Consider the following 25,905-nt stretch of genomic DNA (forward strand, 5'->3'; position numbering starts at 1 on the left):
AAGTAATTATGAGGAGGTTTTATTGATGAATATTCCCAGCGCTGAGATGGTGAATGCCCCACCTGTGCCCCAAGTGAACTATCCGGTTTTACGCAAAAACAAAGTTTTCCTGCTGTTGTTCACAGCCAGTACGCTTACGATACTGGGAAATGCCTTTCACAGTCTCGCTCTTAGTCTATGGGTGCTGCAAGAGACTGGCAGTGCTAAAATGATGAGCATCATGACTGTCAGCAACCTTGTCATCTGTTCATTGCTAGGCAGCGTGGCCGGTACACTCGCCGATCGCGTCAACCGCAGAACGCTGATTGTATGTGCCTATCTGGTGCAGAGCATCACCGTACTGGGAATCGCTTACGCCCTTACCAGCCCTAATCTCTCCTTCGTCCTGATTGTTTGTCTTACCGGAATTGTAACCTCTGCCGGACAATTTCAGTCTCCTGCCTTTCAGGCTTCCCTGCTGACTGTCGTCGGCAAAGAGCATATCCAGCAGGCAGCAGGCTGGATGACCTTGTCAGAGAACATCTCCCGTACTGTTGGTTACGCTCTCGGCGGAATCTTTGTCGCTGCCTTCGGTGGTGCTTGGGCAATCTTTGTAGATGGGATGACCTTTCTATTGGCCTTCGTGCTGGTGCTAGCCTCAGGCTCATTCACTGGTGTTATAGCCGCACGTGGACCAAAAAAAACGTTCAAGCAAGATATTTTCAGCGGTTTCCGTTATATTTGGAGTAATCCATTTGCTAGAGCTGTTACCTTACTGCTTCCCGTACTCACACTATTTTTCCTCTCCTGCCTCATGCTGACACAAGTCATGGCCGTGCAGGTATGGAAGGCAAGTCCGTTTCAGTTCGGTCTGATGGAGAGCTGCATCCCGCTTGGGTACATGCTTGGATCGGGCTTGATATTGACTGCCGGGAACAGGATCAGGCACCGCGGTCTGCTGGTCGCTGCCAGTCTCCTGCTGCTGGGTCCGCTGTACGCCCTGCTGTCGGTTACTACCTCAATGATGCTGGCCATCCCGCTCATTCTGCTAATCGGCTTCACCTTCTCGTTCAGCACTTTACTGATTAATATCATCCTGAGACTCGAGGTACCTGAAGACTTGCAAGGGCGGATGTTCGGTGTACTGGGGTCCTTAATGAGTGTGGCTCCCCCTTTGGGACTTGCTGTCTTTTCTGCGGCAGCCGACCATTTTGGAGCCTCCGAAACCATGCTGGCTGCCGGTCTTATCCTTTTTCTGTTTGGCACCGGAGCTGCAGTCGGACTTAAAGTAATTCGTGAATATAAATAAGAACTGGAGTGAAGTTCATTGGGCCAGACTGAATTGATTATGAAGTATTTGCGTGAGAATCCGCTGAAAAATGTAACCCCGTTAAAGATGATGACCGCTTATCATCAAGTTATAGACAGCTATCTGGTCCACCAGCAGGAACACTGGGGCATTCTGTTGCTTCTGCCTGCGGACGCTTATTCCTTTGATCAGCGGATATACCCGAATGCCGAGAGAATAGTGCTCATGGATTACAGCAGCCCTGAGGTGCTGCCCGAGCTGCTAAAGCGATTGCCCGGAGAAACGAATCTGGTCTTCAAAATTCAGGAGCAGACACGAATTTCGATTGCCGGTCAATTTCCGCTGCACAAAGTACGATGCTTTTATTCCTATAGTTCTACAGTAGAGCAACGGTTCGATCCGGACGCCGAAGCTGTACTGAACGAACAGATGGATGAACGGCTGCTTCCATTATGGCGGGCGAATGATTACAGCAAGGAAGAAATTGAGCATTATTTTGCAGACGGCGCTTTTTCCATATCCATATTCCAGGGAGACACGCCACTCAGCACCTGCCTCGTCTTCCGCAACGAGGAGCGAATCTGGGAAATCGGGGCCGTGCGTACGGCTGAAGCCGGCAGAAGAAGCGGACTTGCACAGCGGGTCGTCCGCACTGCGGTATTTCATACGCTGCAGAGAGGTTATATTCCAAGATACCAGGTGGAGGATACTAATATCGCCTCCATTCGTCTGGCCGAATCCGTCGGCCTTACGCTAGCGGTGAAGCTGGAGCATTGGCTAAATTATATAGAACAGCTGAAATGATCAATAATTCATCACCGTAATATTCTGGAAATTGTTATATAATGCAAGGAGCAGCAATAACAATTTGTTAGATGAAGGAGTTCGTTCATGAGCTATCAACCGTTTGGGCATCAGGAGTATTATACGCCGCCACCCCCGTTGGCAAATCCATTGCCTCATTGGTGCTTGGGATTCTGTCCATTGTGTCACCATATATCGGGATTCTATTTGGGATTATTGCGATTATACTTTCCGCGATTTCCCTGAAAGAGATTCGTACCCGCTATGAAGAGGGAAGAGGTCTTGCCATCGCCGGTCTCATCTGCGGAATTGTCGGTACACTTATTTACACCTTACTTATATTACTGTTTTTATTCGCCCTGTTTGCTTTTAATGAAATAGATTCCGGTAACATAATCCACTTCAGCACTAACAACATCTGATAGGCTGTAAGAAATGCAGGATTTTCGAGTAAATGGACAAAAAAGGAAGCTGAACCGGTTTCGATAATCGGCGTCAGCTTCCTTTTTTATTGCGGCGGGCAGCCTTTGGTCAGAAGAATATTGATGTTTTGCTGCTGGCGGTATTCAGTCGGAGTCAGTTGGAACTTTTTGCGGAACATCTGAGTAAAATGGCGCATGTCCTGATACCCAACACGTTCTGCGATTTCAGCCAGCTTCAGCTTGGGGTTCAGCAGCAGCAGCTTTGCTTGCTCCAGCCGCAGTGAGGTGACGTATTCTTTGTACCCCTGCCCTGTCTTTTGCTTGAACAACTGGCTGAAGTACGCCGGGTTCAGGAACACGACAGAGGCCATCTTCTCCAGCGATAGATCCTCGTAGTAATGCTCCCTGATAAAATGCAGCGCAACGTCAATGGCCTTCTCTCCGCTTCCCTTCAGCGGTTCCGCCTCAAACGCTTGTGAAGCGGATGCTTCCCTCATCCGTTTCACGACCTGCGGCACGGTATTGAAATCGTAACTCAAGCCGGAATGCAGGATTTGAAAAGGCATCTTCAGATAATGGTTGAGATGGTCACGGAGCTCCTCCTGGAACGGTTCAATCCGCTCGTTCTCCCTCAAGGTAACCAGGCCGAGTAAACTCTGCCGGTCGAAATTGACGACAAAACCGTTCCCATGCAGCTCGATCAGCTCGGAAAGTACATTCTCCACGATAAAATGCTCCAGGCGCGCGCTTTTTTCCCCCGGGTCCAGCTGTACCATCACCAAGTAAAAGTTGTGATAATCTTCGATGAACGGACCAATATCCAAATTGCCGATATCAAGGCCAGAGGCCAGCCGCTGGAATACACCTTCCCGCAGAAATCTGAGGCTTGCCTTCAGCCTTTCCCCCTGCCGTGAAATGTCGTTGTCCTTCTGGATCTCCAGCGTCAGATTATTGATGATCTCCTCCAGCTTGTTTTTGCCAATCGGCTTGAGCAGATAATCCCTCGCTCCAAGACGGATCGCCTCCTGTGCGTAGGAGAACTCACTATGAGCGGAGATCACGATCCATTTCACATAGGGATATCTGCGTTTGGAAATTTTCATAAACTCAAGGCCATTCATACCCGGCATTAGGATATCAGTCAACACGATGTGGATACGCTGTTCTTCCAGCACCTTGACAGCTTCCTCGGCCCTTGTAGCCACAAAAACCTGATACTCCGGGTACAGATGATTAATCGTGCGTTTGATGCCTTCGCGGATAACCCGTTCATCATCGGCTATGAGAATATTCACTTGTATGTGTCTCCCTCCACTCTAATCGGAAGCATGATGGCAACCTGTGTCCCTTCTCCGGGTAAACTTTGAATCTGCAGACCGTAACCATCCCCGAACATATACTGCAGCCTGCGGTGGAGATTCTGCAAGCCGATGCCGCCTTTGCCGCCTTCTTTCGGACTGTCTCCGTTCAGCGAATCCTGCAGCCGCTCCAGCTGTTCCGCATTCATGCCATTACCGTTATCTTCAACGAATAACTTCAGAACATTCCCTTCTTCACGGGTGTATACCTTCAGGATACCCTGACGGTTAAGCGATTCCAATCCATGCTTGACAGCATTCTCGATCACCGGCTGCACCGTCATCTTCGGAACGCGGATGTTCAGCCAGCGCTCATCGACTTCAGCGACAATATGCAGCCTGCCTTCAAGACGGATGGAAATGATCTTTAGATAATGGCCGATCTGCTCCATCTCTTCTTCAAGGGTAACTTCCGCGCCGTCTTCCCACTGGCTGCTGTAACGGAACATGGAGGACAATGAGAGTACAAGCTCGCCCAGCTGCTCATTTCCCTCCTCATCAAGCATCCAGTAAATCATATCCAGTGTGTTGTAGAGAAAATGCGGGTTCACCTGGGACTGCAGCGCATGCAGCTCAGCGTTCTTCTCACTGACGGAAGAGAGCTTGACCCGTTCAATCAATTCCTCAATCCTCCGGACCATCCGGTTGAAAGAAGCGACGAGAATATTGATTTCCTGATAGGAAGACACATTAACCACGCCCCGGAAGTTTCCGATTTCCACCTGCTTCATCTCCCGGATCACTTTCTTGAGCGGTGAGGATATGGTCTGCGACACAATGGAAGCAATCAGGGTGGATACGAAAATCAGAATGGAAATTACAATCAGCAGGTATCGCTTCATTTCGTTCAATTCCACATTGAGATCTTCGTCCGGAGTGATGCTCATTACCCACCACCCGGAGAACGATAGCTTGGAGGCTACTATTAAGCGGTCGCTTTCCTGCTGTACAATGACATCCTTATCCCCCTGCAGGGACGGCAAATTCTCCACGACCGGTGACGGGTCCGTAGCCGAGGATACAAAACGCCCATCCTGAGACATCAGATAAACCTGGCTGTGCGCTCCCAGCTTCAGATTATCCAGCGCATCAAGAACAGGCTGCGGGTTTGTTTCGTACAGAACGATGCCTATCGGCTTGTGTTCATTGAGATCATAAATTTGCCGCCCGAAAGCGAATACAGGACTGTCCTCGACCTCATCAATGAGCGAATGTTCGTACACTCCGAGCCAGACCATTTTCCCCGTAGAAGCCTTAAGCTCATGGTACCAGTCCTCGGTGTGATACTCCGGGTCGACCACGTTCATGTAGTTGCCGTAATTATAAATTTTGCCTTTGTCCATGATGACATGGATGCCTACCAGATCGTCCCGCGAATAAAAAATCGAGCCAATGATATTCGTGATGGTCTGTTCATTGATAAAAGCCACTGCCGGTTCATCGGTTGTTTCATTGAGCAGGCGAACCATCTCAAAGTTATTGCTGAGTGATTTGGACAGGGAATCATACCCCTTGTAGAGCAGGGTAAACAGCCCGGCCGTTTGAGCGACGTTCTTCTGCGACAGATCACTGATCTTTTCATGCAGCTGAACAGTAGTCCGGTTATAGTACAGCAGGCTGACAATCAGCAGAATACTGGACATGCAAAAAAGAAACAGCAGAAACAACCGATGGTGGATGGAATGAAAGCCATTTCGCATAGGACTCTCCTCCTTTCAACATCCTGTGTCTGCCGTTCCCTATTATAAATCCAATACAAATTTAAATGCAACGCCCATTAACCCTTAACGGCTCCTGCCACCATGCCTTTTGTAATCCGGTTGGACAGGAAGAAGTAGATCAGGATGACCGGCAGCGCGCCCATGACGAGGAATGCGCCGATATTTCCATAGTTGACTGAATACTGGCTGACAAAAGTGTAGACCCCGAATGGCAAAGTCTTCAGTTTCTCGGAAGAAATGAAGGTTGCCGCCAGAATATATTCGTTCCAGATGTTGATGAAGGTCAGGATGCACACCGTCATTACCGGCGGAATCGAAACCGGAAGAATAATGCTGCGGAAGATGCGGTATACACTGGCTCCATCGATAAATGCAGATTCCTCAATTTCATGCGGAATGTCTCTCATGAACCCGGAGAGGATAAACACGGCAATTGGCGTGGAGAATGCAATGTAAGGCAGAATCAGTGATAAATGTGTGTTCAGGATATGCACATTTTTGAAAATGATCATCAGCGGCAGCAGAGTTGCCTGCATAGGGATCATCATTCCCATCAGAAAGACCATCATTACAATGTTTCCATATTTCCAGCGGAACCGTGAAATCGCATAGGCAACCATAGAGGCCAGCACAATGACGAAAATCATCGTAACAGCCGTAACAAATACACTGTTAGATAAGTATTTCAGATAACTCCCTGACGTATACGCTTCGCTGTAGTTATGCCATTGAAACGATTTAGGGAAGGAAAAGAAGCTGCCATCCATAATTTCTTCATTGGTCTTCAGGGAATACAGCAACAGCCATAACAAGGGATACAGCTGGGTCACTACAGGAATGGCGAAAAGAAGATACACGATTCCTTTTTTGAATTTTCGCATGATCGCGCACTCCTTTTCTAATTGAATTTCCGCTCGATTTTATTGAATACGGTATTAATGAATCCGGTAAAGACCAGACAGACCACAACCAGGAAGGTGGCAATCGCACTGCCGTATCCATACTTGAAGGACATAAAGGAACTGTTATACATATGGGTAGAGATTACATCGGTAGCATGTGCCGGGCCCCCCGCCGTCATGACCATGACCAGATCGAAGGCCTGCAGTGAACCGATAAACGCCAGTACAATTGATATTTTAAAGATCGGAACGATCAGCGGCAGGGTGATGTAGCGGTCCGCCTTAAATCCATCTGCTCCGTCAATTTTAGCCGCTTCATAAAGCTCATCCGGAATATTGGACACCCCGGTATACTGAATCAGCAGATGGTAGCCGAAGAACTGCCAAAGCGATACGAAATAGAGTGCAAACATGGCAATCTTGGGTTCAGTGAGCCAGTTATGTGTCCAGCTGTCCAGTCCTAAAGAGATCAGAACCCCGTTCAGCATACCTCCTGCGGAAGCCGGATTGTAGACTGTTTTCCACAATTGGCCGATAATGACGACGGAGAGAATAACCGGTGTGAAATAGATCGAAACCAGTGTATTAGCTCTTTTCAAATAACGGTTAAGTAGAATAGCCATAAACAGGCACAGTGGAATTTCCAGCATGGAAGCCACCGCATACAGCAGTGTTCTTCTTACTGATGGCCAAAAGACAGGATCATTAAAAAACATATCTTTAAAATTGCCGAAACCGATAAACTCTGCAGAAGTGAGACCGTCCCACTTCAATAAGCCTGTATACAATGAAACCAGTATGGGAACAAACACAAGGCACACATACAAGAGCAGACCTGGCAATACGAAGACGGCTATTGTTCGTCCTGGCACCTTTAGTACTTTCATCTTTCCCGCCTCCTAAACAAGCAGATTCTTTTTCTATGTCCATCATAGATCGATGCGAAGAAGCTCTGGTCAGCTCGCTTCGCATCGATAGATAATGGGAATGTTTCTATTGCTTCTTATTTATTAGCTTCGAATGCGGTTTGATGTTCCTTGCCTACTGCAGCGGAATCCACTTTTTGTACAAACAGGTTTTGAATGCTGCTCAAGTGAACTTGCGCGGTTGCCGGGTTCATCGTATTGTCAAACGCCAGGTCGCCGCCTTTGACTTCATTGAACAGGCCTGCAATGTTGATCGCAAGATCGGAGTAACCGGCAGCTTTCAAATCGCCATCTACTTTTTGGCCCAGACCTACGGCATTTTTCAGTTCAAATTGCTTCTTAGGATAGTTGGATGCGAAGAAGTTGAGGAAATCCTTGGTTTCCTGCAAATGCTCGCTGTTTGCGGAAATGGCAAATGCACTGCCTGGTGCAAGCATAAATTCATTAGGGTCGCCTTTACCGTTAACTGTAGGGAATTGGAAAGCTCCTACTTTGCCGGCTACAGATGAAGCATCAATAGCTCCGGTTTCCCATGAACCGATTGACCACATTGCCGCTTTACCGGTTTTGAAGATATTGCCGCCTGCATTGGCATCAATGGATGTTGCACCATCAGGGAATGCGCCGGCTTGGACCAGCTGCTGGAAGGCGTCTACTGCTTCTACGAATGCTGGATCTTCGAACGTTTTCTTGCCGTCAAGCACCTCTTGCAGGAAACCCGGGCCGCCGTTGGTACGGAGCAGAATGTTCATGAACAGGAATGAGCCTGTCCAGGAGTCCTTTTCACCGATCGCAAGGGGTGTGATGCCTTTCTCTTTGAGGATCTTTACATCCTTAAGCATTTCTTCGAATGTGGTTGGCGGGTTCGCAATTCCGGCTTGCTCAAACAGCTCCTTGTTGTAATACACAACCTCGATATTGTTGCCGTCAGGCAGTGCGTATACATTATTATTGAAGCTGTAGTAATCGAGCAGTCCGGTTTGATACGTATCCTTCAGTCCGTTCTGCTCCAGCATATCGTTCAGTGGAGCGAACAGTCCGGCATCTACAAACGGTTTCATTTGTGCAGCAGGGTTAACAATGGTGATGTCTGGCACTTCTTTGGAGGCCGCTTGTGTTTTGAGCTTTACTTTTTGCTGGTCTGTGTTCAAAGTATCCAGTTCAATATGAATGTTCGGGTTTTCTTTTTCATATTCCCCCACCAATTCGCGGATCATTTTGTAGGCGGGTGTTGCAGGGTCAGGATAGATGTTCTGGAAAGTAATCGTTACTTTTTTGCCGCTGTCTTTGGTAGCTTCCGCAGCGCTGTTGGTGCTCTTCGGAGCTGCGTTGTTCCCCCCGCTGTTATTGTTATTGTTGTTGTTGGAGTTGCCGCATGCCGCCAAGGTTAATGCCATAGCAGCAGTTAGACCAATGGAGAATGTCTTTTGCATTTTTCTGTTGACCATTTGTTTGTTGCCCCCTGTCTTCGTGATATGTTCATTATCTTTCGATTAAGCGCTTCCAACAAGGTGGGAACTGCAGAATAAAGGTTTGTTTTTTCTATATATAAAATAAAGCATGCATATTGCGATATCTCTTTCCAATATTAGCTTGCCATTGCAGAAAAATAGCAGCAGCCCGGGATATGATCATCCGTGGCTGCTGCCGCATCATTAAGGCTATGAAGTTTAGATTTCATAGTACTTCCGTGTTACAGATTGTAGTAGACGCTCTAGTTCTCCACCCGCCACTGCTTAATCACATTCAGCAGCCCAGGCACATCCAGCCCATCCAGTGAAAAGGCTTTGCGCAGCAGCTCATGGGGGATGAATTCATCATACTTGCCGAGATATGGCGCTTCATCCTTGCTGAGCAAGGAAAGCGGGTCCGCCGCAGCGGTTGTTTCAGCCATGATCTCTTCCTCCAGCGTATCTGCATCCACACTGCCGGCGACTACCATATAATAAGGCTCCATCGGTGTGATGGAACGAAGCCCCAGCCGGCCCTTCAGGTTATTCTTCAGCAGCCGTTCCAAAGTCCGGAACTGCCTGCTTCCCGCCCACGGCAGGATGAACATGGAATCGCCGCCTGCCGGCAGGACGGAGCGCGTGAGCAGACCGCTCTCCTTGGCCAGGCGTCGGGCCCGTTCCAACCGGGCTGCCGCGCTTGGCGCCAGATACGGATATAGCGACGTCGCTCCCAATACCTCACGGATTTTGGCCATGATCCGGGTATGCACATCACCGCCAGCACCAAGCCAGAGAGTATCAACCTTGCCGCGCGAGCCTTTGACATAGACGGCCTTATGGCGGTTGTCTACCTCCTCCACCTTCCACAGCTTGCCCGCCAGCGTGAAGCAGTAACCCGGTGGGGGCACGGTGGTAATGGAGCCGATTTCCTCGGTGCCATTATAGACGACATGCTCCTCATCGTCTTTGAATACAGCAAGAAAACGGAAATTGTTGACGATCTTCTCACCGGCCAGCCCGATTAGCAGCCCGCCTTCCTCCAGTGTCTCAATATGGCCCATGCCTACCATGTACTCCATGAAGGTATCGTAATCCGCCGGGTCAATTCCCCGGAAGGACGGCAGGCTCAGAACAGCTGCCTTCAAATCCTCCGGCTCGGCTTCCCCCATGCTCTTAAGAATGCTCATCGTCTGATGGTACAGGAGCCCAACCGGCAGCTGGCGCACATTTAGCGGCTCTACCCATTTCTCCCGCACATACAGCTCAATGACCGCAATCGCCCGCAGCAGCGTCCAAGGCATCCGCGCGGGCAGCTGCGCCTCCTCATCCTCCTCCTCCGGGGTGACGAAGATCATCTCCGAAGCGGAGTCACCGCGTCTGCCGGAGCGTCCCAGCCGCTGGACGAAGCTGGCGCAGCTGTAAGGTGCGCCGAGCTGCAGCACCCGCTCCAGCTCGCCAAGATCTATCCCCAGCTCCAGGGTAAGCGTAGCTGCGGCTACCGCCGGGCCGGGACCTTGCCGGAGCGCGGCTTCCGTCTCTTCGCGCAGCATCGCGGAGATGCTTCCATGATGCACATGGAACACATCCCGCTCGCCGCGTTTGGCTGCCATGCGCCGCATCTCCAGAATCGCCTCCTCGGCGTCCGTACGGCTGTTGGTGAAGATCAACGCCTTCTTCAGATGCGTATGATCGTAAATGAACCCGTAATAGGCCTGGCGGGCCCGCTCCAGGTGTTCAGCCTGCACCTCATCCCGCGCATCCGGGAAGGAGAAATGCTCCACACTCAGCCGCAGCTTGCGCCCCCCTTGCGGAGCGGATACCTCCACGCTCTCCCGCGTACCGGCGGCCAGCCACTCGGTCACGGATGCATAATCGCTCAGCGTGGCCGAAAGGCCGATCCGCCGGGGATGGCAGCCGGCCATCCGCGAGATCCGGGCCAATTGGCTGAGCACCTGGATGCCGCGGTCCGCCCCCATAAAGGCATGCACTTCATCAACAATAATGAAGCGCAGATCATGGAACAAGGCGGGGATCGCATTCGGGCGGTTCATGAGCAGCCCCTCCAGCGATTCAGGGGTAATCTGCAGCACTCCTGAAGGATTCTGCATCAGCTTCGTCTTATCTGCTTGCGGCACATCGCCATGCCAATGCCAGACCGGGATATTGCCTTCCCGCAGCAAATCATTTAACCGTGTGAATTGATCATTGATCAGCGCTTTGAGCGGCGCAATATAGAGAATCCCCACTGAATCGGACGGGCGCTCATAGAGCTCAGTTAATGCGGGAAAGAATGCCGCCTCCGTCTTGCCTGAGGCCGTACCGGAGGCAATCAGCAGGTGATGCGGGGTATCAAACAACACGCGGCAAGCATCTACCTGAGCCTCGCGAAGCGTCTCCCACCGGTTCTTGTAAATAAACTCCTTGATGAAAGGAGCCAGCCTGTAGAACGGATTGTCGCTCATAGGTCAAACTCCGCAAGAAATCCGTCCAGTTCGTTTTGCTCAGTCTCCGCCGGTTTTGCGGTGCGCTCGCCCACCAGCTTCTCGAACGAAATCTCCGGATGCTGGTGAAGGGTGTGTAGCAGATCCATGAAATCACGCACGACCTCGCGCGGGGTCAGCAGTTCGTCAGCGCCCAGTCTGCCCACGGCTTCTTCCATGAAATGCACCAGCTGCTCTTGGGTAAGTCTCGCTTCATAGCCGTAATGCAGAGCGTGGATATCCCGCAGCTTCTGAAGCAGCACCAGAATTTCCTCATGGGACAGCATGTCCAGCGCAATAATCGGTCCGGTGAAATTATTCAGCTCGGCTGAGCCGTAACGGCCCGCCACCAGCCGTGAACGCAAAGCCTCGTAGCTGAACAATCCGCGCCGCCCGTCTTCAACGAACTGCGGGGTACCTCCAATAAAGATGCCCAGCCGTTCCGCTTTGCCCTGCATCGTATCGTTGAACATTGTCAGCAGCTTTTCGTAGTTGCTCTGGCGGGAGATGCTGTTGGTAATCTTGTAGAGGTTAACACCCTCATCTATAAAGAGCAGCAGACCTTTATAGCCGATGGCACCTGTGAATTCCGCCCATAGCTTCATATAATCGTACCAGTTGTCATCATCAATTATTACGCCTACGCCAAGTGCTTTGCGCGCCTCGGTGCGGGTGGCGAATTCACCGCGGAGCCAGCGCAGCGCATCTTGCTTCAGCTCATCATCGGCAAGCTTATGACCGTTCCAGTAAGCCGCCAGCACTTTGGCAAAGTCAAAGCCATGCACAAGACCGCGCATCTCAGAGGCTACTGTATAAATTCGCTGCTCCACCTCTTTGCCAAGCTGCAGAGAGTCAGGTCCATACCCCTTCTCCTGCATCACCGCCTGCTGAAGTGTCATAATCCACTTCTGCAGCATGATTTCGAGTGCTCCACCGTCTGGACGGGTCCGGGTCGACAGGTGGCTCATCAGCTCCCGGTAGGTTGCCAGGCCTTGTCCTTTCGTTCCTACCAGCCGCCGTTCCGGCGAAAGATCGGCATCCGCGACCACAAAGTCCCGGTCCATGGCGTAGTTACGGATAATTTGCAGCAGAAAGCTTTTGCCGCTGCCGAATTTACCGGTAATCAGCTTGAAAGCTGCTCCGCCCTCAGCAATATTGTCCATATCCCTGAGGATGGCTTCCACCTCCGGCCGCCGGCCGACAGCAATATGTTCCAGTCCGATTCGCGGCACTACACCCGCCGTGAGCGAGTTTACGAGTGCGGTTGTCATCCGTTTCGGTATTTTCAGTTCATTCATCTAGGGATTCACCTCTTCAAATATTGCAGCACGGGCATAAATTCCTCAGTCAATTCCTCACCGTCGATCAGCAGATCGCCGAGCATGTCCATGGCAAGTTCGTTAATTTCGTCAAACAGCAGCTCCGGCATCGTTCCCCCGGCAGCGGCCAGCTTCTGCACAGCCTTCATTCCATCCTCCTCCGCGAGCGCGGACACTGCTTGCCGCTGCAGAGGTGTCAATACGGAAGCAAATGCCTCCCACTCATTGTCTGTGCTGCTCGCGGCAGCGGGCGATGCTGGAACACTTATAGTCTCGGGAACAGCATAAACCTCTTCTATAGGATCCTCTTCTATAAAGGAAGGGACAGCATAATCAAGCTCCGAATCCCCGGAATTCTCTGAATCCTCCAACTCCGCTGAATCCTCAGATTCCTCTATGGTGAGCAGCGTACGGACAATCTCGGAATCGCTCTCCAGCCGTTCAAGCTTCCTCTTGTCAATAACGACCGCCGGACCTTTCCCGGCTTGCTCTGCCTTACGGAATTCCCGTTTCAGAAAACGGGTCACCAGATCGTCCATATCCGCGTCGACCTTAACGTCTTTCAGCCGTCCGCGGAAGCCCATCAGCTCGCGCAGCTTGTTCTCGGTGAGCCGGAAAAGCCGCGTAATCAGGCTGCGCAGAGGCGGAGATTTACTGATCCTTACGACAGGCACCAGTACGGAGTAGCCGTAGAGCGATATATCATAAACTGCGCTGCGGAACAGGTAACGCTCCCGCAGTACCGGCGGGCCGGGCGGGAACATTTCCACCAGCTTGGAGCCATGTTTGCGGGCTACGTAGGCGTCTATTAATGCAACCACTTGAGGAATATAACGCTCAGCCGCCGCTTTGCCTTCACCGGTGTGGAACTTGGATTTGCCAATGTCATAATCCGACATGACCGTCAGCACGGCAAAGGTCAGCTGTTCCGGTGCAGCAGACAGGCACCTCATCAGCTCCAGCTCCGCCAGATCTCCGGCAAGTCCGCGTGAACGGGCAACGATGCCTGACAGCGGTACGTCCAGTTTATGCACGAAGGCAAAATCGGCAATCCAGCCGCCAAGATATTGATCGAGCCGCTTGTATTGATCCCGGTAAGCTTCCCATAGCAAGGACAGCTGTCTGTACCCTTCCTGCGGCTCTTCCCAGCCTACTCCGTTAATCAGCTCATAGACATGCAGAAAGATATAGGAGAGATCAGTCTTCGGATATCTGCCATGTCTGACTTCATCCCGCCAGAAGAAATACCATCTGTATTGCGCTCCCGTCATATGCCCGTATGTAGGCCAATAACTCTTGAATGGAACAAACAGTGTTGCGGCTTCCCTTTGTTCCACCAGCTCACGTGCCCGGTGCACAAATTGGCTTTCCGTAGTAGTTACCGGTTCCTGTTTCTCTTCCATATCCCAGAGCTGAAGCTGTACCGTCTCCTTCGGCGGCTCTTTCTTCTTCACCTTGGCGGCGGCTGACTGCGGCTGCACATTTCCGGCAGCTTCCCTTGGTGGAATCGGCACATTACTCTCCGTGCTTTCCCAGACCAGCTCTGTAAAGTGCGGCAGCTTCCCTTCATTATTCATTCTTCCATCGCTCCAATCCTGAAACGTAATCCGAGAAGACCCTGCTCCTGCTCTTATGAAAAAACGGTCCTGTTCACATGGTGTGAAGGAACCGTTTTGTTCTTCTCGAATTATCCGAACCCGCTGTACATTTCACATCTAATATTAGCATTGTTGCAGGATTAACATCAAGTAGATCCGGCAAGGAATACTCTCTTAGAGCAGCTCAGTTCCTTTCGTTTCCTTACCCAGAAACAACACTGCCAGCGCACCGACAATAATGGTTACGAAGAACAGCATAAAGATTGAGCTGATGCCGACCTTATCGCCTACCAGAAAGCCTACCAGCAGCGGTGCGATCACACCGCCAATCCGGCCAAAGGAGGTGGCCAGCCCTGATCCCGTTGAGCGGATTGCAGTCGGATACAATTCAGGGGTATAAGCGTACATGCCGCCCCATGCGCCAAGATTAAAGAACGAGAGGCAGATTCCGGCAGCCATCAGCATGCCCTCCGTTGTCGCATTTCCGAACCAGGCAGCGCTGACTGCTGTGAGCAGCAGGTAGATTACCAGTACAAACTTGCGCCCGAACTTTTCAATGAAATAAGCAGCGGTGAAGTACCCGGGCAGTTGGGCCAGCGTCATAATCAGTACATACTCAAAACTCTTAACAAGGCTGAAGCCCTTAATCACCATTACCGTAGGCAGCCACAGGAACATGCCGTAATAGGAGAACACCACCGTGAACCATAGAATCCACAGCATGATCGTCGATTTGCGGTACTCCGGCGACCAGACGATAGCAATGCGTTTACTCAACGAAACCGGAGCCTTCTTAATTTCCGCAAACCGCGGGGAATCATCGATGGCACGCCGCAAATACAGCGCATAAAGTGCCGGTACGGCACCTATGCCGAAGGCGATACGCCAGCCGTAATCCGGAATGACAAAATAGGCAATCAAAGCGGACAAGATCCAGCCTACCGCCCAAAAGCTCTCCAGCAGCACAACCGCCCGGCCTCTCTCTTTTGCAGGCATGCTTTCCGACACCAGCGTTGAAGCAACAGGCAGCTCTCCGCCCAGCCCGAACCCGGCTACAAAACGCAGTACACATAATATCCCGAAGCCTGTAGCAAAAGCCGACAAGCCGCTGGCCGCTGAGAAAATCAACAAGGTCCACAGCAATACTGACTTGCGTCCGAAACGGTCAGCCAAAATCCCCGCCGCTGCCGCCCCTGCTGCCATGCCCACCGAATTAATACTGGTCAAAAATCCAATCTGCTCCGGTTCGAGCGACCACTCCTTGGCAAGCGCTGCAACCACAAAAGAAATCATTCCGACATCCATCGCGTCAAACATCCAGCTTAATCCCGCACTGAACAGCAGTTTCCTTTGCTTCGGATTTCGCAGCAGCGTCATTTGATTCAAGTTCAAGCACCCTCTTCCCTTACTCCGACTATTCTACCCTGATATTGCTAGTTTCTCTTACACATTCTAAGAGTGCCGCTTCTAAAAATCAAGGAATAAAGCAGCATTAAAGTATTGCCGGGCCAGTGCTTGAAAATAACAGGTTTGTACAGAAATTGCCGAGATCATCAGCATATTTTGCACAGCATCCCTTTGCGGTCTTGTCAGATGATTCAGCCGGTTCATCAATTTATCCATTGCACTTCTTAGCGAGCTGTCCGTTTTCCAGGAATAATCTTTGTTTGCGCTGCGTTCAGCTATCCCTTGAGCCTGCAGCGCAGGGCTGCGCTTAATCTCTTCGAACAGTTCCGCATACCCGTGATACAGCTGCGCCGGTTCAACCAAATCATCATCATCCCGTTCCGGTTTCAGGAAAAGCAGGCGGAAGAGCTGACGTATACTTTCGAAATCAAGCGCTGCTTTAAGGTCATCAATGATAAATAGCAGCGCTGCCTGATTAACCGAATACTTTTTTCCTTCCCTAGGTGAGCCGAGATATTCCTTGAAGTCGCGCTTCACCCAATTTTGCATAGCGGTGGCACTCAGTGTGGAATACTCTATGAGATGTCCAAGAGCAGCAATGTCCGAGAGTGAGAACCCTTTGACGTTCCCTCTTTTGATGATCTTTTGCAGGATCGGCGGGATTTCCGTAGAGAGGAACGCAGGCAGGGACATCCCCTGTCTCACCTCTTCGTGATGAAATTTCGTCCAGACCTCCTGAAGAATATGCAGCGGTTTTTGCTCTGAACTTCCGGTCAGCGAGAGCAGCAATCCAGACATTTCTTTTCGGCTTAAAGTAAAAGCTTCCATAGATGGCACCCCTTCGCCATTTGATATTTTAATGAAAAGTTCGTACAATAGGTTCAAGTGAACTCATAATATGAGTATAACCTATTTTAATAACGAGAGGGATGGTAAAGATTTTATGGGTATAGGACTTAGTTTGACGTTGGTGGCCATTTTGATTATTTTAACCGCTTTTTTTGTAGCCACGGAATTTGCAGTAGTGAGATTGAGAGGCAGCCAAGTAAGTCAAATGGTTCTCGAGGGAAAGAAAAACGCTTTAGCTGTACAAAGAGTTGCAGCGAACCTTGACGGTTACTTGTCTGCTTGTCAACTTGGGATCACAATCACTGCCCTCGGTATCGGGGCGTTGGCAGAACCTGCATTTGAGCAGCTGCTGATTCCTTTATTCGATTTGGCTGATATCAGTCACAGTGTGAGCGAACCTATTGCTTTTGCATTGGCATTTATTATTGCCACATTCCTGCATGTCGTAGTCGGAGAACTTGCACCGAAGACGGCCGCTATCAACATTCCGGAGAAAATCGGTCAAATTACAGCCCCGCTGATTATTTGGTTCTACAAAATATTGTACCCTCTGATCTGGCTCATGAATGGTTCCGCCAATCTGCTTGTCAGCTTGTTCGGAATGAAGCCAGCCAGCGAGCACGGCGATGCGCACAGTGAAGATGAGATTCGTCTGATTCTGTCCGAAAGCTATGAAAGCGGCAAAATCAACAAAGCCGAATATGGCTACGTGAACCGGATCTTTAATTTTGACGAGATGCTGGCCAAAGAAATCATGGTGCCGCGGACAGATATGGTGTGCTTATTCACCGACCACTCGCTGGCGGAGAATTTCAACATCATCCGTAAAGAGCAGTACACCCGATTCCCTGTCGCTGACGGCAGCAAAGATAATATTATCGGGATGATCAATACGAAACAGCTGTACCTGCAGTATGACAACAACCCGGATTTCGATTTTAAAAGCCTGATATTGCCGCTTCTGACTGTGTCTGAGGTAACCCCGGTGAAGAACTTGTTAACCCGTATGCAGGTAGAACGTGTGCATATCGCCCTTCTGCTTGATGAATACGGCGGAACTTCCGGTCTGATCACGATTGAAGATATTCTCGAGGAGATTGTCGGGGAGATCCGTGACGAATTTGACGGGGATGAACGAAAAAACATCGAGAAGCTCAGCGACGTCAATTACTTGTTCGACGGCAAGGTTTCTCTCCTGGAGATCAAGCAGCTGACAGGTCTTGACTTCCACGATGATGAAGTAACAACCATTGGCGGCTGGTTATACAGTCACCTGAACGAGCCCACTATCGGCAAAAGCATGAATTACGAACATGTTACGCTTACAGTCCGTGAGATGAACAAAAACCGCATCCGCAAGGTTGAGGTGCTTATCGGGGAAAAGGACTCCCTGGAATCTGGGCAACAAACGGAATAATAGCTGAATATATATCAATAAAGGCAAAGGCGCTCCGTCAAGGAGCGCCTTTTGTTGTAGCGGAACTTAGTTAGATAAAATCTTGCTCATATAATATTCGTCCACCCAATTCCCGCTGACCTTCAGTGATTTCTTCTTGATGCCTTCAATTTCAAAGCCGCGCTTGGTGTATAATGACACTGCTCGATCATTATGCGTCATAACGGTCAGCTCCAGGCGCACAATGCCGACGCCGGTTGCCCAGCTCTCCATCTCCCGGAATAAGCCGCTGCCGATACCCATTCCCTGATAATCCGCCAAGATGCCTATCACAATATACGCACTATGCTTAATACGTCTTAGGCTTCCTCCACTGACGGATAAGTAACCCGCCAGTCTGCCATCTGCCACGGCACCGATCAGAATCGAAGTTTCGGCCTTGGCGAAGCTCTCAATCATCTCTGTTACTTGCTGCAGTCCGGTCTGCCTCTCATCCGGCTCCAGCAGCATAAATGAAGACTCCTCATCCAGACGATGCTGCAGACTCAGGAGTTCAGCAGCATCCCCGGTTACCAGCTCTTTCAACGTTATATTCATCATTTCCTCCTGCCCGATCTTGCTCGGCATAACACTAATTGCCGATGTACTTCTTGAACAGCATACTCCCGCTCCCGTCATACCCGAGCGCCTCATAGAATCGGTGGGCGGCTTCTCTGCTTGAATTGCTGGAGAGTATCACTTTAAGCGCACCTCTGGCAGCCGCAGCTTCTTCGGCAAATCTCATAAGCGCGGCGCCGTAACCCTTACCTCTCAACTGTGGGGCGATGATCACCCGCTCGATGACTGCGAATGGAAGGTCCCCACTCAGCGCATCCATGCAAAAATGCAGATGGACTGTACCAACAACCTGCCCATTATCTTCATACACATACAGAAAACTGTCCGGATTGCCGCCAATCTGTTCTATCCTCCGTGGGGATACATTAACACCCGGATGCTCCGGCAAAAGAATGCGGTATAGCGTTTCTATCGCGGCAGCATCCTGGGGCAATGCTTCTCTAATCATGTCGGAGTTCTCCTTATCATCCATCTTATATAGATGTTAATCTCCTTTAACAACGGCAAATCATCAATACATTTCCGTCAGGATCCTTGAAGTTAAACCAGTGATCATTCTCAATGTCAGTCAGGATCTCCGCACCGCTGGCTTTGACAAAATCATAAGAAGCATCGATGTCCTCCGTATTTAAATGAAAGGACGGCACATTCAAAACCGACTCGGCTGTGAATATTCTGCTGTCCAGTACAATACCCGGCCCTTGCATCGGCACCACATACAGATGACCGAACAATACCTCACCATCAAGCGGAAGCCCCAGTAAGCTGCAATACCAGTTCTTTGATCTTTCAATATCACTGACCGGAATGAATACGGCGCCAATCTGATTCAGAATCGGACTTGTCACAGCAAGTACAGCCTCCTCTATGCTTTCTCAGAATAGGTATTACTTTTTAGTAATTCGATAAAATATGCCAATTTCCTTCCCCCGCAAGTTGATCGATTGGAACTTATGATATAATCTGGACAGATGATATCAAGACGTCAGGAGAATGAATTTGGCTAATCTATCCCTCGGGCACCTAAGGCTGACGCCACCCAAAATACTATCGCTCGGATTCATGCTGCTGATTACGGCAGGAACAGTACTCTTATGCCTCCCGGCAGCTTCGACCGGAGACCGGATCTCCTTTATCGACGCCCTCTTTATGGCGACTTCAGCGACCTGTGTCACCGGGCTCGCTGTCATCGACACCGGAACACAGCTGACGGTGTTTGGACAAATTGTCCTCCTGGTGCTGTTCCAGTTTGGCGGTCTCGGATTTGTGACTATGGCCACGCTGATTACACTTGTACTTAACAAACGGATCTCACTCAAAGAAAGGCTGCTGCTGCAGGAATCCATGAACCAGAACTCCATGCAGGGCATCGTCAAGCTGATCCGCCGGGTACTGATCTATTCCCTGGTCATACAGCTTACCGGAGCAGCCCTGCTTGCCGTAAGGTTCATGCTGGATATGCCTTTTGGAAAAGCGATATATTACGGTTTGTTTCATAGCATTTCTATCTTTAACAATGCCGGATTTGATCTCTTCGGAGATGTGCACGGGCCATTCAGCGGTCTTACCCGCTACGTGGAGGATCCAATTATAAACATCACTTCCATGCTGCTCATTTTCCTTGGCGGAATTGGGTTTATCGTGTTATCCGACGTAATCGACTTCCCCAAACGCAAACGTCTGACCTTGCATTCCAAGGTGGTTCTCTCCACTTCAGCTATCTTGATTCTGGTCGGGGCGGCAATTTTTTTCTGGCTTGAACTGAACACCACGCTAAAACCGCTGCATGCCGGCGGCAAAATAATGGCCTCTTTCCTGCAGGCGATTACCCCCCGCTCAGGCGGGGTGACAACCATTGAGATTCCGCTCTTGCGAGAATCCACTCAATTTCTGATGATTCTGCTGATGTTCATTGGTGCGGCGCCTGGATCTACCGGCGGTGGGATTAAGATTACTACCTTTGCCATACTGGTAAGTACAGCATATGCCAAACTGCGCGGGAAGGAAGACATCGTCATGTTCCGCCACCGGATCTCCAAAGAAAACGTGTACCGGGCCATCACGATGACACTGCTCTCACTGATGCTGGTAGTCATTGCGACCATGCTGTTGTCCGTGACGGAGAGTGCAGATTTCCTGACCGTATTGTTTGAGGCGGTGTCCGCTTTTGGGACCTCGGGCATTACAATGGGGCTGACTACGGAGCTGACGACCATCGGGAAGGTTATGGTGATCATACTGATGTTTGTCGGACGTACCGGACCGCTGACACTTGCATATGCGCTTAAACCGAAGAACAGTAAAGAGCTCTACCGTTATCCTGAAGGCAATATTACGATCGGGTAGAGCTTTCGAACCTATACCTATATAAAATGCGACCGTTCGCCGGCAGTGAATGCCTTCATCGGTCGCATTTTTGCGATGCTATTCTTCTTCCTGAATGTCCTGGGTATCCAGTGCGGCATCCAGCAGCTGATTAAACAGATCGTCATCATTCTCCAGCAGCGTGTCAATCTCCAGGAACTGCTCTTCGCTCCCCGGTTCGCCGGCAAAGCTGAAACTGTAATCCCATTCGCTTCCCCGTTTGCTGAAGAACGTAATTTCATACGGAGACTTATGATTGTCGAGCGTGAACACCGTCCTCCCGACATAGCTCTTATCTTCTTCGCGTTTCAATTCCGCCTTTATAATTTGTACGTTCATGCGCTTTCCTTCCTTTCATCTGATCGTCCACACTCTCCCAGTATAGCATTGAAATGAAAGCAAATCCCTCTCTTTCCGCTGCAATTGACTTTTTTCATCCGGCGGTTAATAATTTAATACAATGCTCATACAGCACTAAAATATAGTAAATGGAGGAAACCCAATGCTCAATTTAGAAGCGAAGCTTAGCAAATATGCAGATCTGGCAGTCGAAATCGGCGTCAACGTTCAACCGGGTCAAATACTGGTCGTGAACGCCCCCGTTTCAGCAGTAGAATTCGTACGGCTTATTACAGCCAAAGCTTATGCCATAGGGGCAAGTCTGGTCAAAGTAAACTGGAGTGACGAGAGCATTACCCGCCAGCAGTTTGAACATGCCGCACCGGAAGTCTTCACGAAGGCTCCAACGTGGTACGCGGGAGAAATGACCGAATTCGCCGAGAATGGAGCCGCTATTCTGACTGTAATCGCCGAAGATCCCGACGCACTGAAAGGCATTGATCCGGAACGTATCGCCAGTTATCAAAAGACACGCGGTGCTGCGCTTGCGAAATACCGTGATTACCAAATGTCCGATAAAATCAGCTGGAGTATTGTCGCCATCCCTACACAAGCTTGGGCTGATAAAGTGTTCCCTGATGTTCCGGCCGAAGAACGTGTGGATAAACTATGGGAAGCTATCTTCCACACTGTCCGTCTTGACCGTGAAGATCCGGTTGCCGCCTGGCAGGAGCATCTTGATACACTAGAACAGAAGGCTGATGTGCTTAATGCCAAGAAGTATAAAAGCCTGCATTACATAGCACCCGGCACAGACCTGACTATCGAACTGCCAGAAGGTCACATTTGGGCGCAAGGAGACAGCATCAATTCCAAAGGCCACACTTTTGTTGCCAATATGCCAACAGAAGAAGTGTTCACAGCACCGCTTAAAACAGGTGTTAACGGCACGGTCAGAAGCACCAAGCCGCTCAGCTACGGCGGCAACATTATTGATGATTTCTCCATCACCTTCGAGAACGGACGTATCATCAGTGTAAGCGCCGGTAAAGGCCAGGATTCACTGGAGTATCTGATCAGTCTGGATGAAGGCGCCAAATATCTCGGCGAGGTTGCTCTTGTGCCTCACCAGTCCCCGATCTCCGAATCGAATATTTTGTATTTCAATACCTTGTTTGACGAGAATGCTTCCAACCACCTGGCCATCGGCACAGCTTATGCCTTCTGCCTTGAGGGCGGTAAAGAGATGACCCAGGATGAGCTGATCGCCCATGGCCTGAATACCAGTGTCACCCATGTCGATTTCATGATCGGCTCACCTGACATGGATATTTACGGAATTACAGCTGATGGTACACGGGAACCGGTATTCAAAAGCGGAAACTGGGCGTTTTAAACACAGACTACAGATAGCGGAGGAGCAAATCATGTTGAGTTTCAAGCAAAAGCTGGAGAATTACGCACTGCTGGCTGTAAAGATCGGAGTCAATATACAGCCCGGGCAAACGCTCGTACTCAATGCAGACATCGTTGCCGCAGAGCTTGTCCGCCTGATTGTGCGGAAAGCTTATGAGGCCGGTGCTAAGCTGGTCAAGGTCAATTATACCGACGAGTTCGTCACACGGACCCGCTACGATCTGGCCCCGGCGTCAAGCTTCCTTGAACCGCCGAAATGGCAGGCGGATGAGCTGGAGGATCTGGCACGCAACGGTGCGGCCATCCTGACAGTAATCTCTGCCAATCCGGATCTCCTGAATGGTGTAGAAGCCAGCCGGATATCCGATCATCAGCGTACCGCAGGCCAGGCTATGGCCCCGTACCGTGAAATGATGATGAACAATTACATCAGCTGGAGCGGTATCGCTTTTCCGTCGCCATCGTGGGCCGCCAAGGTATTTCCCGATGCACCGCCGGAAGAACAGGTTGGCCTGCTGTGGGATGCTATCTTCAAGGCGGTACGTGCAGACCAAGAGAACCCCGTTGAAGCTTGGAGCCTGCATCTGGGCGGCTTAAAGCAGCGCTGTGACCTTTTGAACGCCAGAAAATACCGCAAGCTGCATTATACCGCTCCCGGAACGGATTTGACCATCGAATTGCCCGAAGGGCATATCTGGTGTCAGGCCGGAGCCGTGAATGGACGCGGAGTCTCTTTCCTCGCCAATATTCCGACAGAAGAAGTATTCACTGCCCCGCTGAAGACTGGCGCTAACGGCAAAGTCAGCAGCACGAAGCCGCTCAGCTATGGCGGCAACATCATCGACCGGTTTACGCTTACCCTGGAGAATGGCAAGGTCACAGACTTTACGGCAGAAGTCGGCCAGGAAGCATTGGCTTCCCTGCTGGCTATGGATGAAGGAGCCGCATACTTCGGTGAAGTAGCGCTGGTCCCTTACCACTCTCCAATCTCGGAAAGCGGCATTCTCTATTACACTACACTGTATGATGAGAATGCTTCATGCCATCTGGCACTTGGAGCCGCTTATGCATTTACCTTGCAGGAGGGCATCTCTATGACCAAGGAGCAGCTTGCTGACAAAGGGATGAATCAAAGTCTGACCCATGTGGACTTCATGATGGGTTCCCCGGAAATGAATATAGACGGAATTACAGACGATGGAACTGCTGAACCCATCTTCCGCGCAGGGAACTGGGCTTAAGCAAAGTTTCTGAGCTATTGTGTCCGTTCGATTAATCCCTTATAGCCACACCCCGTTGCTCTCTGAATAGAGGGTAACGGGGTGTTTTTGGTTTGCCAGAAGATAGTTAAAGGCATAATTAACCCAAATTTAAAATTATGTTCAAATAATATTCACAATATTGTTGAAATTAATTCACAAATATGTCACAATACAATTAAGGATTGTATTTCCAATCCGGTTTAAGTGTTGGATGAAGCCAATCAGTGCTGAACGATACTCACAAAACTTTTAGGAGGTCATCCTGATGAAAGAGTCGATATCCCAAGAGCTGGAACGGCCGGAGCATGAACGTCCAAGTGTTCAAGCCCCTACAGACTCAAGCATTATCGCATCCAATGCAATCAAATACACAGCTTACATCATGCTACTATTCGGTTTCTTATACTTTCTGATTGCATACCTGGCTCCTATGCTATGAGGTTGCTTCATTATATAGCTTTAATAGAAAGCGCTTACGGCTTTTGAGCTCCTGATGGAGTCCAATAGCCGTTTTTATTTTCTTGCATTGTTCCTTCTTAGGGTTATCCACAAATGGGAGCACGCAAAAAAAGGTTTTGCCTTCCTCAACGGACGGCAGAACCTTTTTTTCTGCAAATAACAGCTTCACCGTACTTGCCAGAACTTTGAAACCGTTATTTAGTGATTACCAGGACAATGCCTTGCTGATCCAGGCTATGGCAGCAGGCGACCAGGTAGCATCCATTCTGGAGCGCAGCCAAGCTATAGCTTCCTCCCGGGAACCTTCATAAGGTGTAAGGCCATGAATTCCCATCCAATGCCCTACGGTCTCAAACGAAGTGCTGCTCCAACCATTTACTTCTCCCAAGTCATTTTGGCGTGCCTGAACTCCGGAGATTACAATATCAAGAGTGCCTTGCAGCTCTGTGACGGCATTGTCAAAGGCAGTCTTCTTTTCCTTTGCTTTCATATCACCCAAAGAACGCAGCTGGCGGGTATCAATGCCTTCGTTGGCACGGATAACCTGCAGCAATGTCAATGCTTCTCTGCTGGCAAGGCCGTTATTGTACCGTTCTTCCAGTTCTTTAGAGCTGCCCACTGCTTTTACAAATGCCGGAAACCAGTCCCGTGAGACGAGAATTGCCTTTTTCTTAATAAACTTGCCGTACCCGGCCAGTCCCTCACCGGGAAACTGTGCACGCCATCCCCATGGATCCAGCTCTGAACCGGTATGCCAGTTCTCGGCTTTGGTCAGCCCATTTAATGACGGATGCTCCGGAATCAGTGAAGCAAGGGGGACAATCCCCAGCTTGGCAATGACCTCAGCCATCTCTTTATAAGTTGTTACACCGCCCTGCACTTCCACGTTTCCCATCTCACTTTCCCCCTTAACGGAATGGTTAAATCACTTAATCATGGTTGTTCTGGACTGCTTACACTGTCTTCATGCAGCTGATTCCTGCAATAAATGTATCAATCAGCCGGGATAAGGAGATTCCCAAATCGAGCGGCAGGCCAAAGCCTCCCTTGTTCTCCAGTGCAGCAAATCCGTGCAGTATACTCCGCAGTCCCCGAACAGCATGCAGTTCTCCCTCTTCTCCAAGCCCGTAACCAGACAGCACATGCAGGATAAAGGATAAAATCTGCTCACCTGCCTCTTCCAGCGCTGTGTTCCCTTGATCAGGTGCTTGCAGTGTTGTTTCGTATAGACCCGGATGCTGCCTTGCAAAGTTCATGTAAGCCTGCCCCATAGCGTGAACAGCTGCATCTCCGGCTAAACCCTCAGAAGCCTTTGTCATCGCTGTGTGGAGCTGTTCCAGGCCGTGTACAGCCAGCAGAGTCCGCAGCCCGGCTAGTCCGTTAACATGATTATACAACGACGGAGAGCGTACGCCCAGCTTGGCCGCGAGTGAAGCCAGCGTGACTTCTCCCATCCCCTGCTCATCCGCTAATTCTGCCGCAGCCAATACCAGCGTACGTGTATCCAGTCCAACCCTAGGTGACAT

Annotated in this window: 24 protein-coding genes; 8 read left to right on the top strand and 16 right to left on the bottom strand. The window is 50.2% G+C overall.

Translation table 11 applies throughout. From position 1 onward, the window contains the following. The first annotated feature begins 25 nt into the window (after positions 1–25). The 3 genes from H70357_RS18620 (at position 26) to H70357_RS18630 (ending at position 2,514) form a co-directional block, all read left to right on the top strand. The gene (locus tag H70357_RS18620) at positions 26–1,288 is read left to right on the top strand and encodes an MFS transporter (protein ID WP_231578280.1); all 1,263 of its coding nucleotides are present in this window, start codon (positions 26–28) and stop codon (positions 1,286–1,288) included. 18 nt (positions 1,289–1,306) lie between these two features. Further along, entirely contained in the window at positions 1,307–2,092 is a 786-nt protein-coding gene (locus H70357_RS18625) for a GNAT family N-acetyltransferase (protein WP_038592600.1), read from the top strand. A gap of 71 nt (positions 2,093–2,163) precedes the next feature. Continuing rightward, positions 2,164–2,514 (top strand): DUF4190 domain-containing protein, encoded by a 351-nt coding sequence (locus tag H70357_RS18630; RefSeq protein WP_052092115.1) that lies wholly within the window; start codon positions 2,164–2,166, stop codon positions 2,512–2,514. Positions 2,515–2,600: 86 nt separating this feature from the next. Here the strand turns inward: H70357_RS18630 and H70357_RS18635 are convergent, their stop codons facing one another. The 10 genes from H70357_RS18635 to H70357_RS18680 form a co-directional block, all read right to left on the bottom strand. Then, positions 2,601–3,809 (bottom strand): response regulator, encoded by a 1,209-nt coding sequence (locus H70357_RS18635; protein WP_038592601.1) that lies wholly within the window; start codon positions 3,807–3,809, stop codon positions 2,601–2,603. Continuing rightward, a complete protein-coding gene (locus H70357_RS18640; protein ID WP_038592604.1) occupies positions 3,806–5,572 on the bottom strand; it encodes a cache domain-containing sensor histidine kinase in 1,767 nt (588 codons plus the stop codon). Before H70357_RS18640 ends, H70357_RS18635 begins: the two co-directional genes overlap by 4 nt. Before the next feature lie 77 nt (positions 5,573–5,649). Continuing rightward, positions 5,650–6,474 (bottom strand): carbohydrate ABC transporter permease, encoded by an 825-nt coding sequence (locus H70357_RS18645; RefSeq protein WP_038592607.1) that lies wholly within the window; start codon positions 6,472–6,474, stop codon positions 5,650–5,652. Between the two features lie 17 nt (positions 6,475–6,491). Further along, a complete protein-coding gene (locus H70357_RS18650) occupies positions 6,492–7,382 on the bottom strand; it encodes a carbohydrate ABC transporter permease (protein WP_038592609.1) in 891 nt (296 codons plus the stop codon). Between the two features lie 116 nt (positions 7,383–7,498). After that, positions 7,499–8,869 (bottom strand): sugar ABC transporter substrate-binding protein, encoded by a 1,371-nt coding sequence (locus H70357_RS18655; protein ID WP_052092116.1) that lies wholly within the window; start codon positions 8,867–8,869, stop codon positions 7,499–7,501. A gap of 266 nt (positions 8,870–9,135) precedes the next feature. Continuing rightward, entirely contained in the window at positions 9,136–11,334 is a 2,199-nt protein-coding gene (locus H70357_RS18660; protein ID WP_038592612.1) for a DEAD/DEAH box helicase, read from the bottom strand. Then, on the bottom strand, positions 11,331–12,650 hold the full coding sequence (locus tag H70357_RS18665) for an ATP-binding protein (protein WP_038592615.1): 1,320 nt from the start codon (positions 12,648–12,650) through the stop codon (positions 11,331–11,333). The genes H70357_RS18660 and H70357_RS18665 overlap by 4 nt, the downstream gene beginning before the upstream one ends. A gap of 8 nt (positions 12,651–12,658) precedes the next feature. Continuing rightward, positions 12,659–14,248 carry a TerB N-terminal domain-containing protein gene (locus tag H70357_RS18670; RefSeq protein ID WP_052092117.1) on the bottom strand — a complete coding sequence of 530 codons (1,590 nt, stop codon included), beginning with the start codon at positions 14,246–14,248 and terminating at the stop codon, positions 12,659–12,661. Positions 14,249–14,443: 195 nt separating this feature from the next. Next, the gene (locus H70357_RS18675) at positions 14,444–15,646 is read right to left on the bottom strand and encodes an MFS transporter (protein ID WP_038599911.1); all 1,203 of its coding nucleotides are present in this window, start codon (positions 15,644–15,646) and stop codon (positions 14,444–14,446) included. Positions 15,647–15,736: 90 nt separating this feature from the next. Next, on the bottom strand, positions 15,737–16,504 hold the full coding sequence (locus H70357_RS18680) for a DUF1836 domain-containing protein (protein WP_038592618.1): 768 nt from the start codon (positions 16,502–16,504) through the stop codon (positions 15,737–15,739). Positions 16,505–16,619: 115 nt separating this feature from the next. On the opposite strand from H70357_RS18680, the gene H70357_RS18685 reads away from it, so the two are divergent. Further along, entirely contained in the window at positions 16,620–17,942 is a 1,323-nt protein-coding gene (locus H70357_RS18685) for a hemolysin family protein (protein WP_038592621.1), read from the top strand. Positions 17,943–18,008: 66 nt separating this feature from the next. Here H70357_RS18685 and H70357_RS18690 read toward each other — a convergent pair whose 3' ends face one another. From H70357_RS18690 to H70357_RS18700, 3 genes are read right to left on the bottom strand one after another with little or no spacing between them, the layout of a single operon-like run. Next, on the bottom strand, positions 18,009–18,521 hold the full coding sequence (locus H70357_RS18690) for a GNAT family N-acetyltransferase (protein WP_331281724.1): 513 nt from the start codon (positions 18,519–18,521) through the stop codon (positions 18,009–18,011). A gap of 31 nt (positions 18,522–18,552) precedes the next feature. Then, on the bottom strand, positions 18,553–18,987 hold the full coding sequence (locus H70357_RS18695; protein WP_038599917.1) for a GNAT family N-acetyltransferase: 435 nt from the start codon (positions 18,985–18,987) through the stop codon (positions 18,553–18,555). A 46-nt stretch (positions 18,988–19,033) separates the two neighbouring features. Further along, the gene (locus tag H70357_RS18700) at positions 19,034–19,387 is read right to left on the bottom strand and encodes a VOC family protein (protein ID WP_038592624.1); all 354 of its coding nucleotides are present in this window, start codon (positions 19,385–19,387) and stop codon (positions 19,034–19,036) included. A gap of 145 nt (positions 19,388–19,532) precedes the next feature. On the opposite strand from H70357_RS18700, the gene H70357_RS18705 reads away from it, so the two are divergent. Next, the gene (locus H70357_RS18705) at positions 19,533–20,885 is read left to right on the top strand and encodes a TrkH family potassium uptake protein (protein WP_038592626.1); all 1,353 of its coding nucleotides are present in this window, start codon (positions 19,533–19,535) and stop codon (positions 20,883–20,885) included. Positions 20,886–20,963: 78 nt separating this feature from the next. On the opposite strand, the gene H70357_RS18710 is transcribed toward H70357_RS18705, so the two are convergent. Then, on the bottom strand, positions 20,964–21,242 hold the full coding sequence (locus H70357_RS18710) for a hypothetical protein (RefSeq protein ID WP_038592629.1): 279 nt from the start codon (positions 21,240–21,242) through the stop codon (positions 20,964–20,966). A 163-nt stretch (positions 21,243–21,405) separates the two neighbouring features. Between H70357_RS18710 and H70357_RS18715 the strand changes: the two genes are divergently transcribed. The 3 genes from H70357_RS18715 (at position 21,406) to H70357_RS35925 (ending at position 24,359) form a co-directional block, all read left to right on the top strand. Next, positions 21,406–22,638 carry an aminopeptidase gene (locus tag H70357_RS18715; protein ID WP_038592631.1) on the top strand — a complete coding sequence of 411 codons (1,233 nt, stop codon included), beginning with the start codon at positions 21,406–21,408 and terminating at the stop codon, positions 22,636–22,638. Positions 22,639–22,669: 31 nt separating this feature from the next. Further along, positions 22,670–23,899: an aminopeptidase gene (locus H70357_RS18720; protein ID WP_038592633.1), complete on the top strand. Its 1,230-nt coding sequence runs from the start codon at positions 22,670–22,672 to the stop codon at positions 23,897–23,899. Between the two features lie 286 nt (positions 23,900–24,185). Further along, positions 24,186–24,359, top strand: a complete 174-nt coding sequence (locus H70357_RS35925; protein WP_156130888.1) for a hypothetical protein — start codon at positions 24,186–24,188, stop codon at positions 24,357–24,359. Between the two features lie 225 nt (positions 24,360–24,584). Here H70357_RS35925 and H70357_RS18730 read toward each other — a convergent pair whose 3' ends face one another. Both H70357_RS18730 and H70357_RS18735 read right to left on the bottom strand, forming a co-directional pair. Further along, positions 24,585–25,274 carry an AlkZ-related protein gene (locus tag H70357_RS18730; RefSeq protein ID WP_038592637.1) on the bottom strand — a complete coding sequence of 230 codons (690 nt, stop codon included), beginning with the start codon at positions 25,272–25,274 and terminating at the stop codon, positions 24,585–24,587. Positions 25,275–25,332: 58 nt separating this feature from the next. Beyond that, entirely contained in the window at positions 25,333–25,905 is a 573-nt protein-coding gene (locus H70357_RS18735) for a TetR/AcrR family transcriptional regulator (protein WP_038592640.1), read from the bottom strand.

Source organism: Paenibacillus sp. FSL H7-0357 (assembly GCF_000758525.1).
Lineage (GTDB): Bacteria > Bacillota > Bacilli > Paenibacillales > Paenibacillaceae > Paenibacillus_AQ.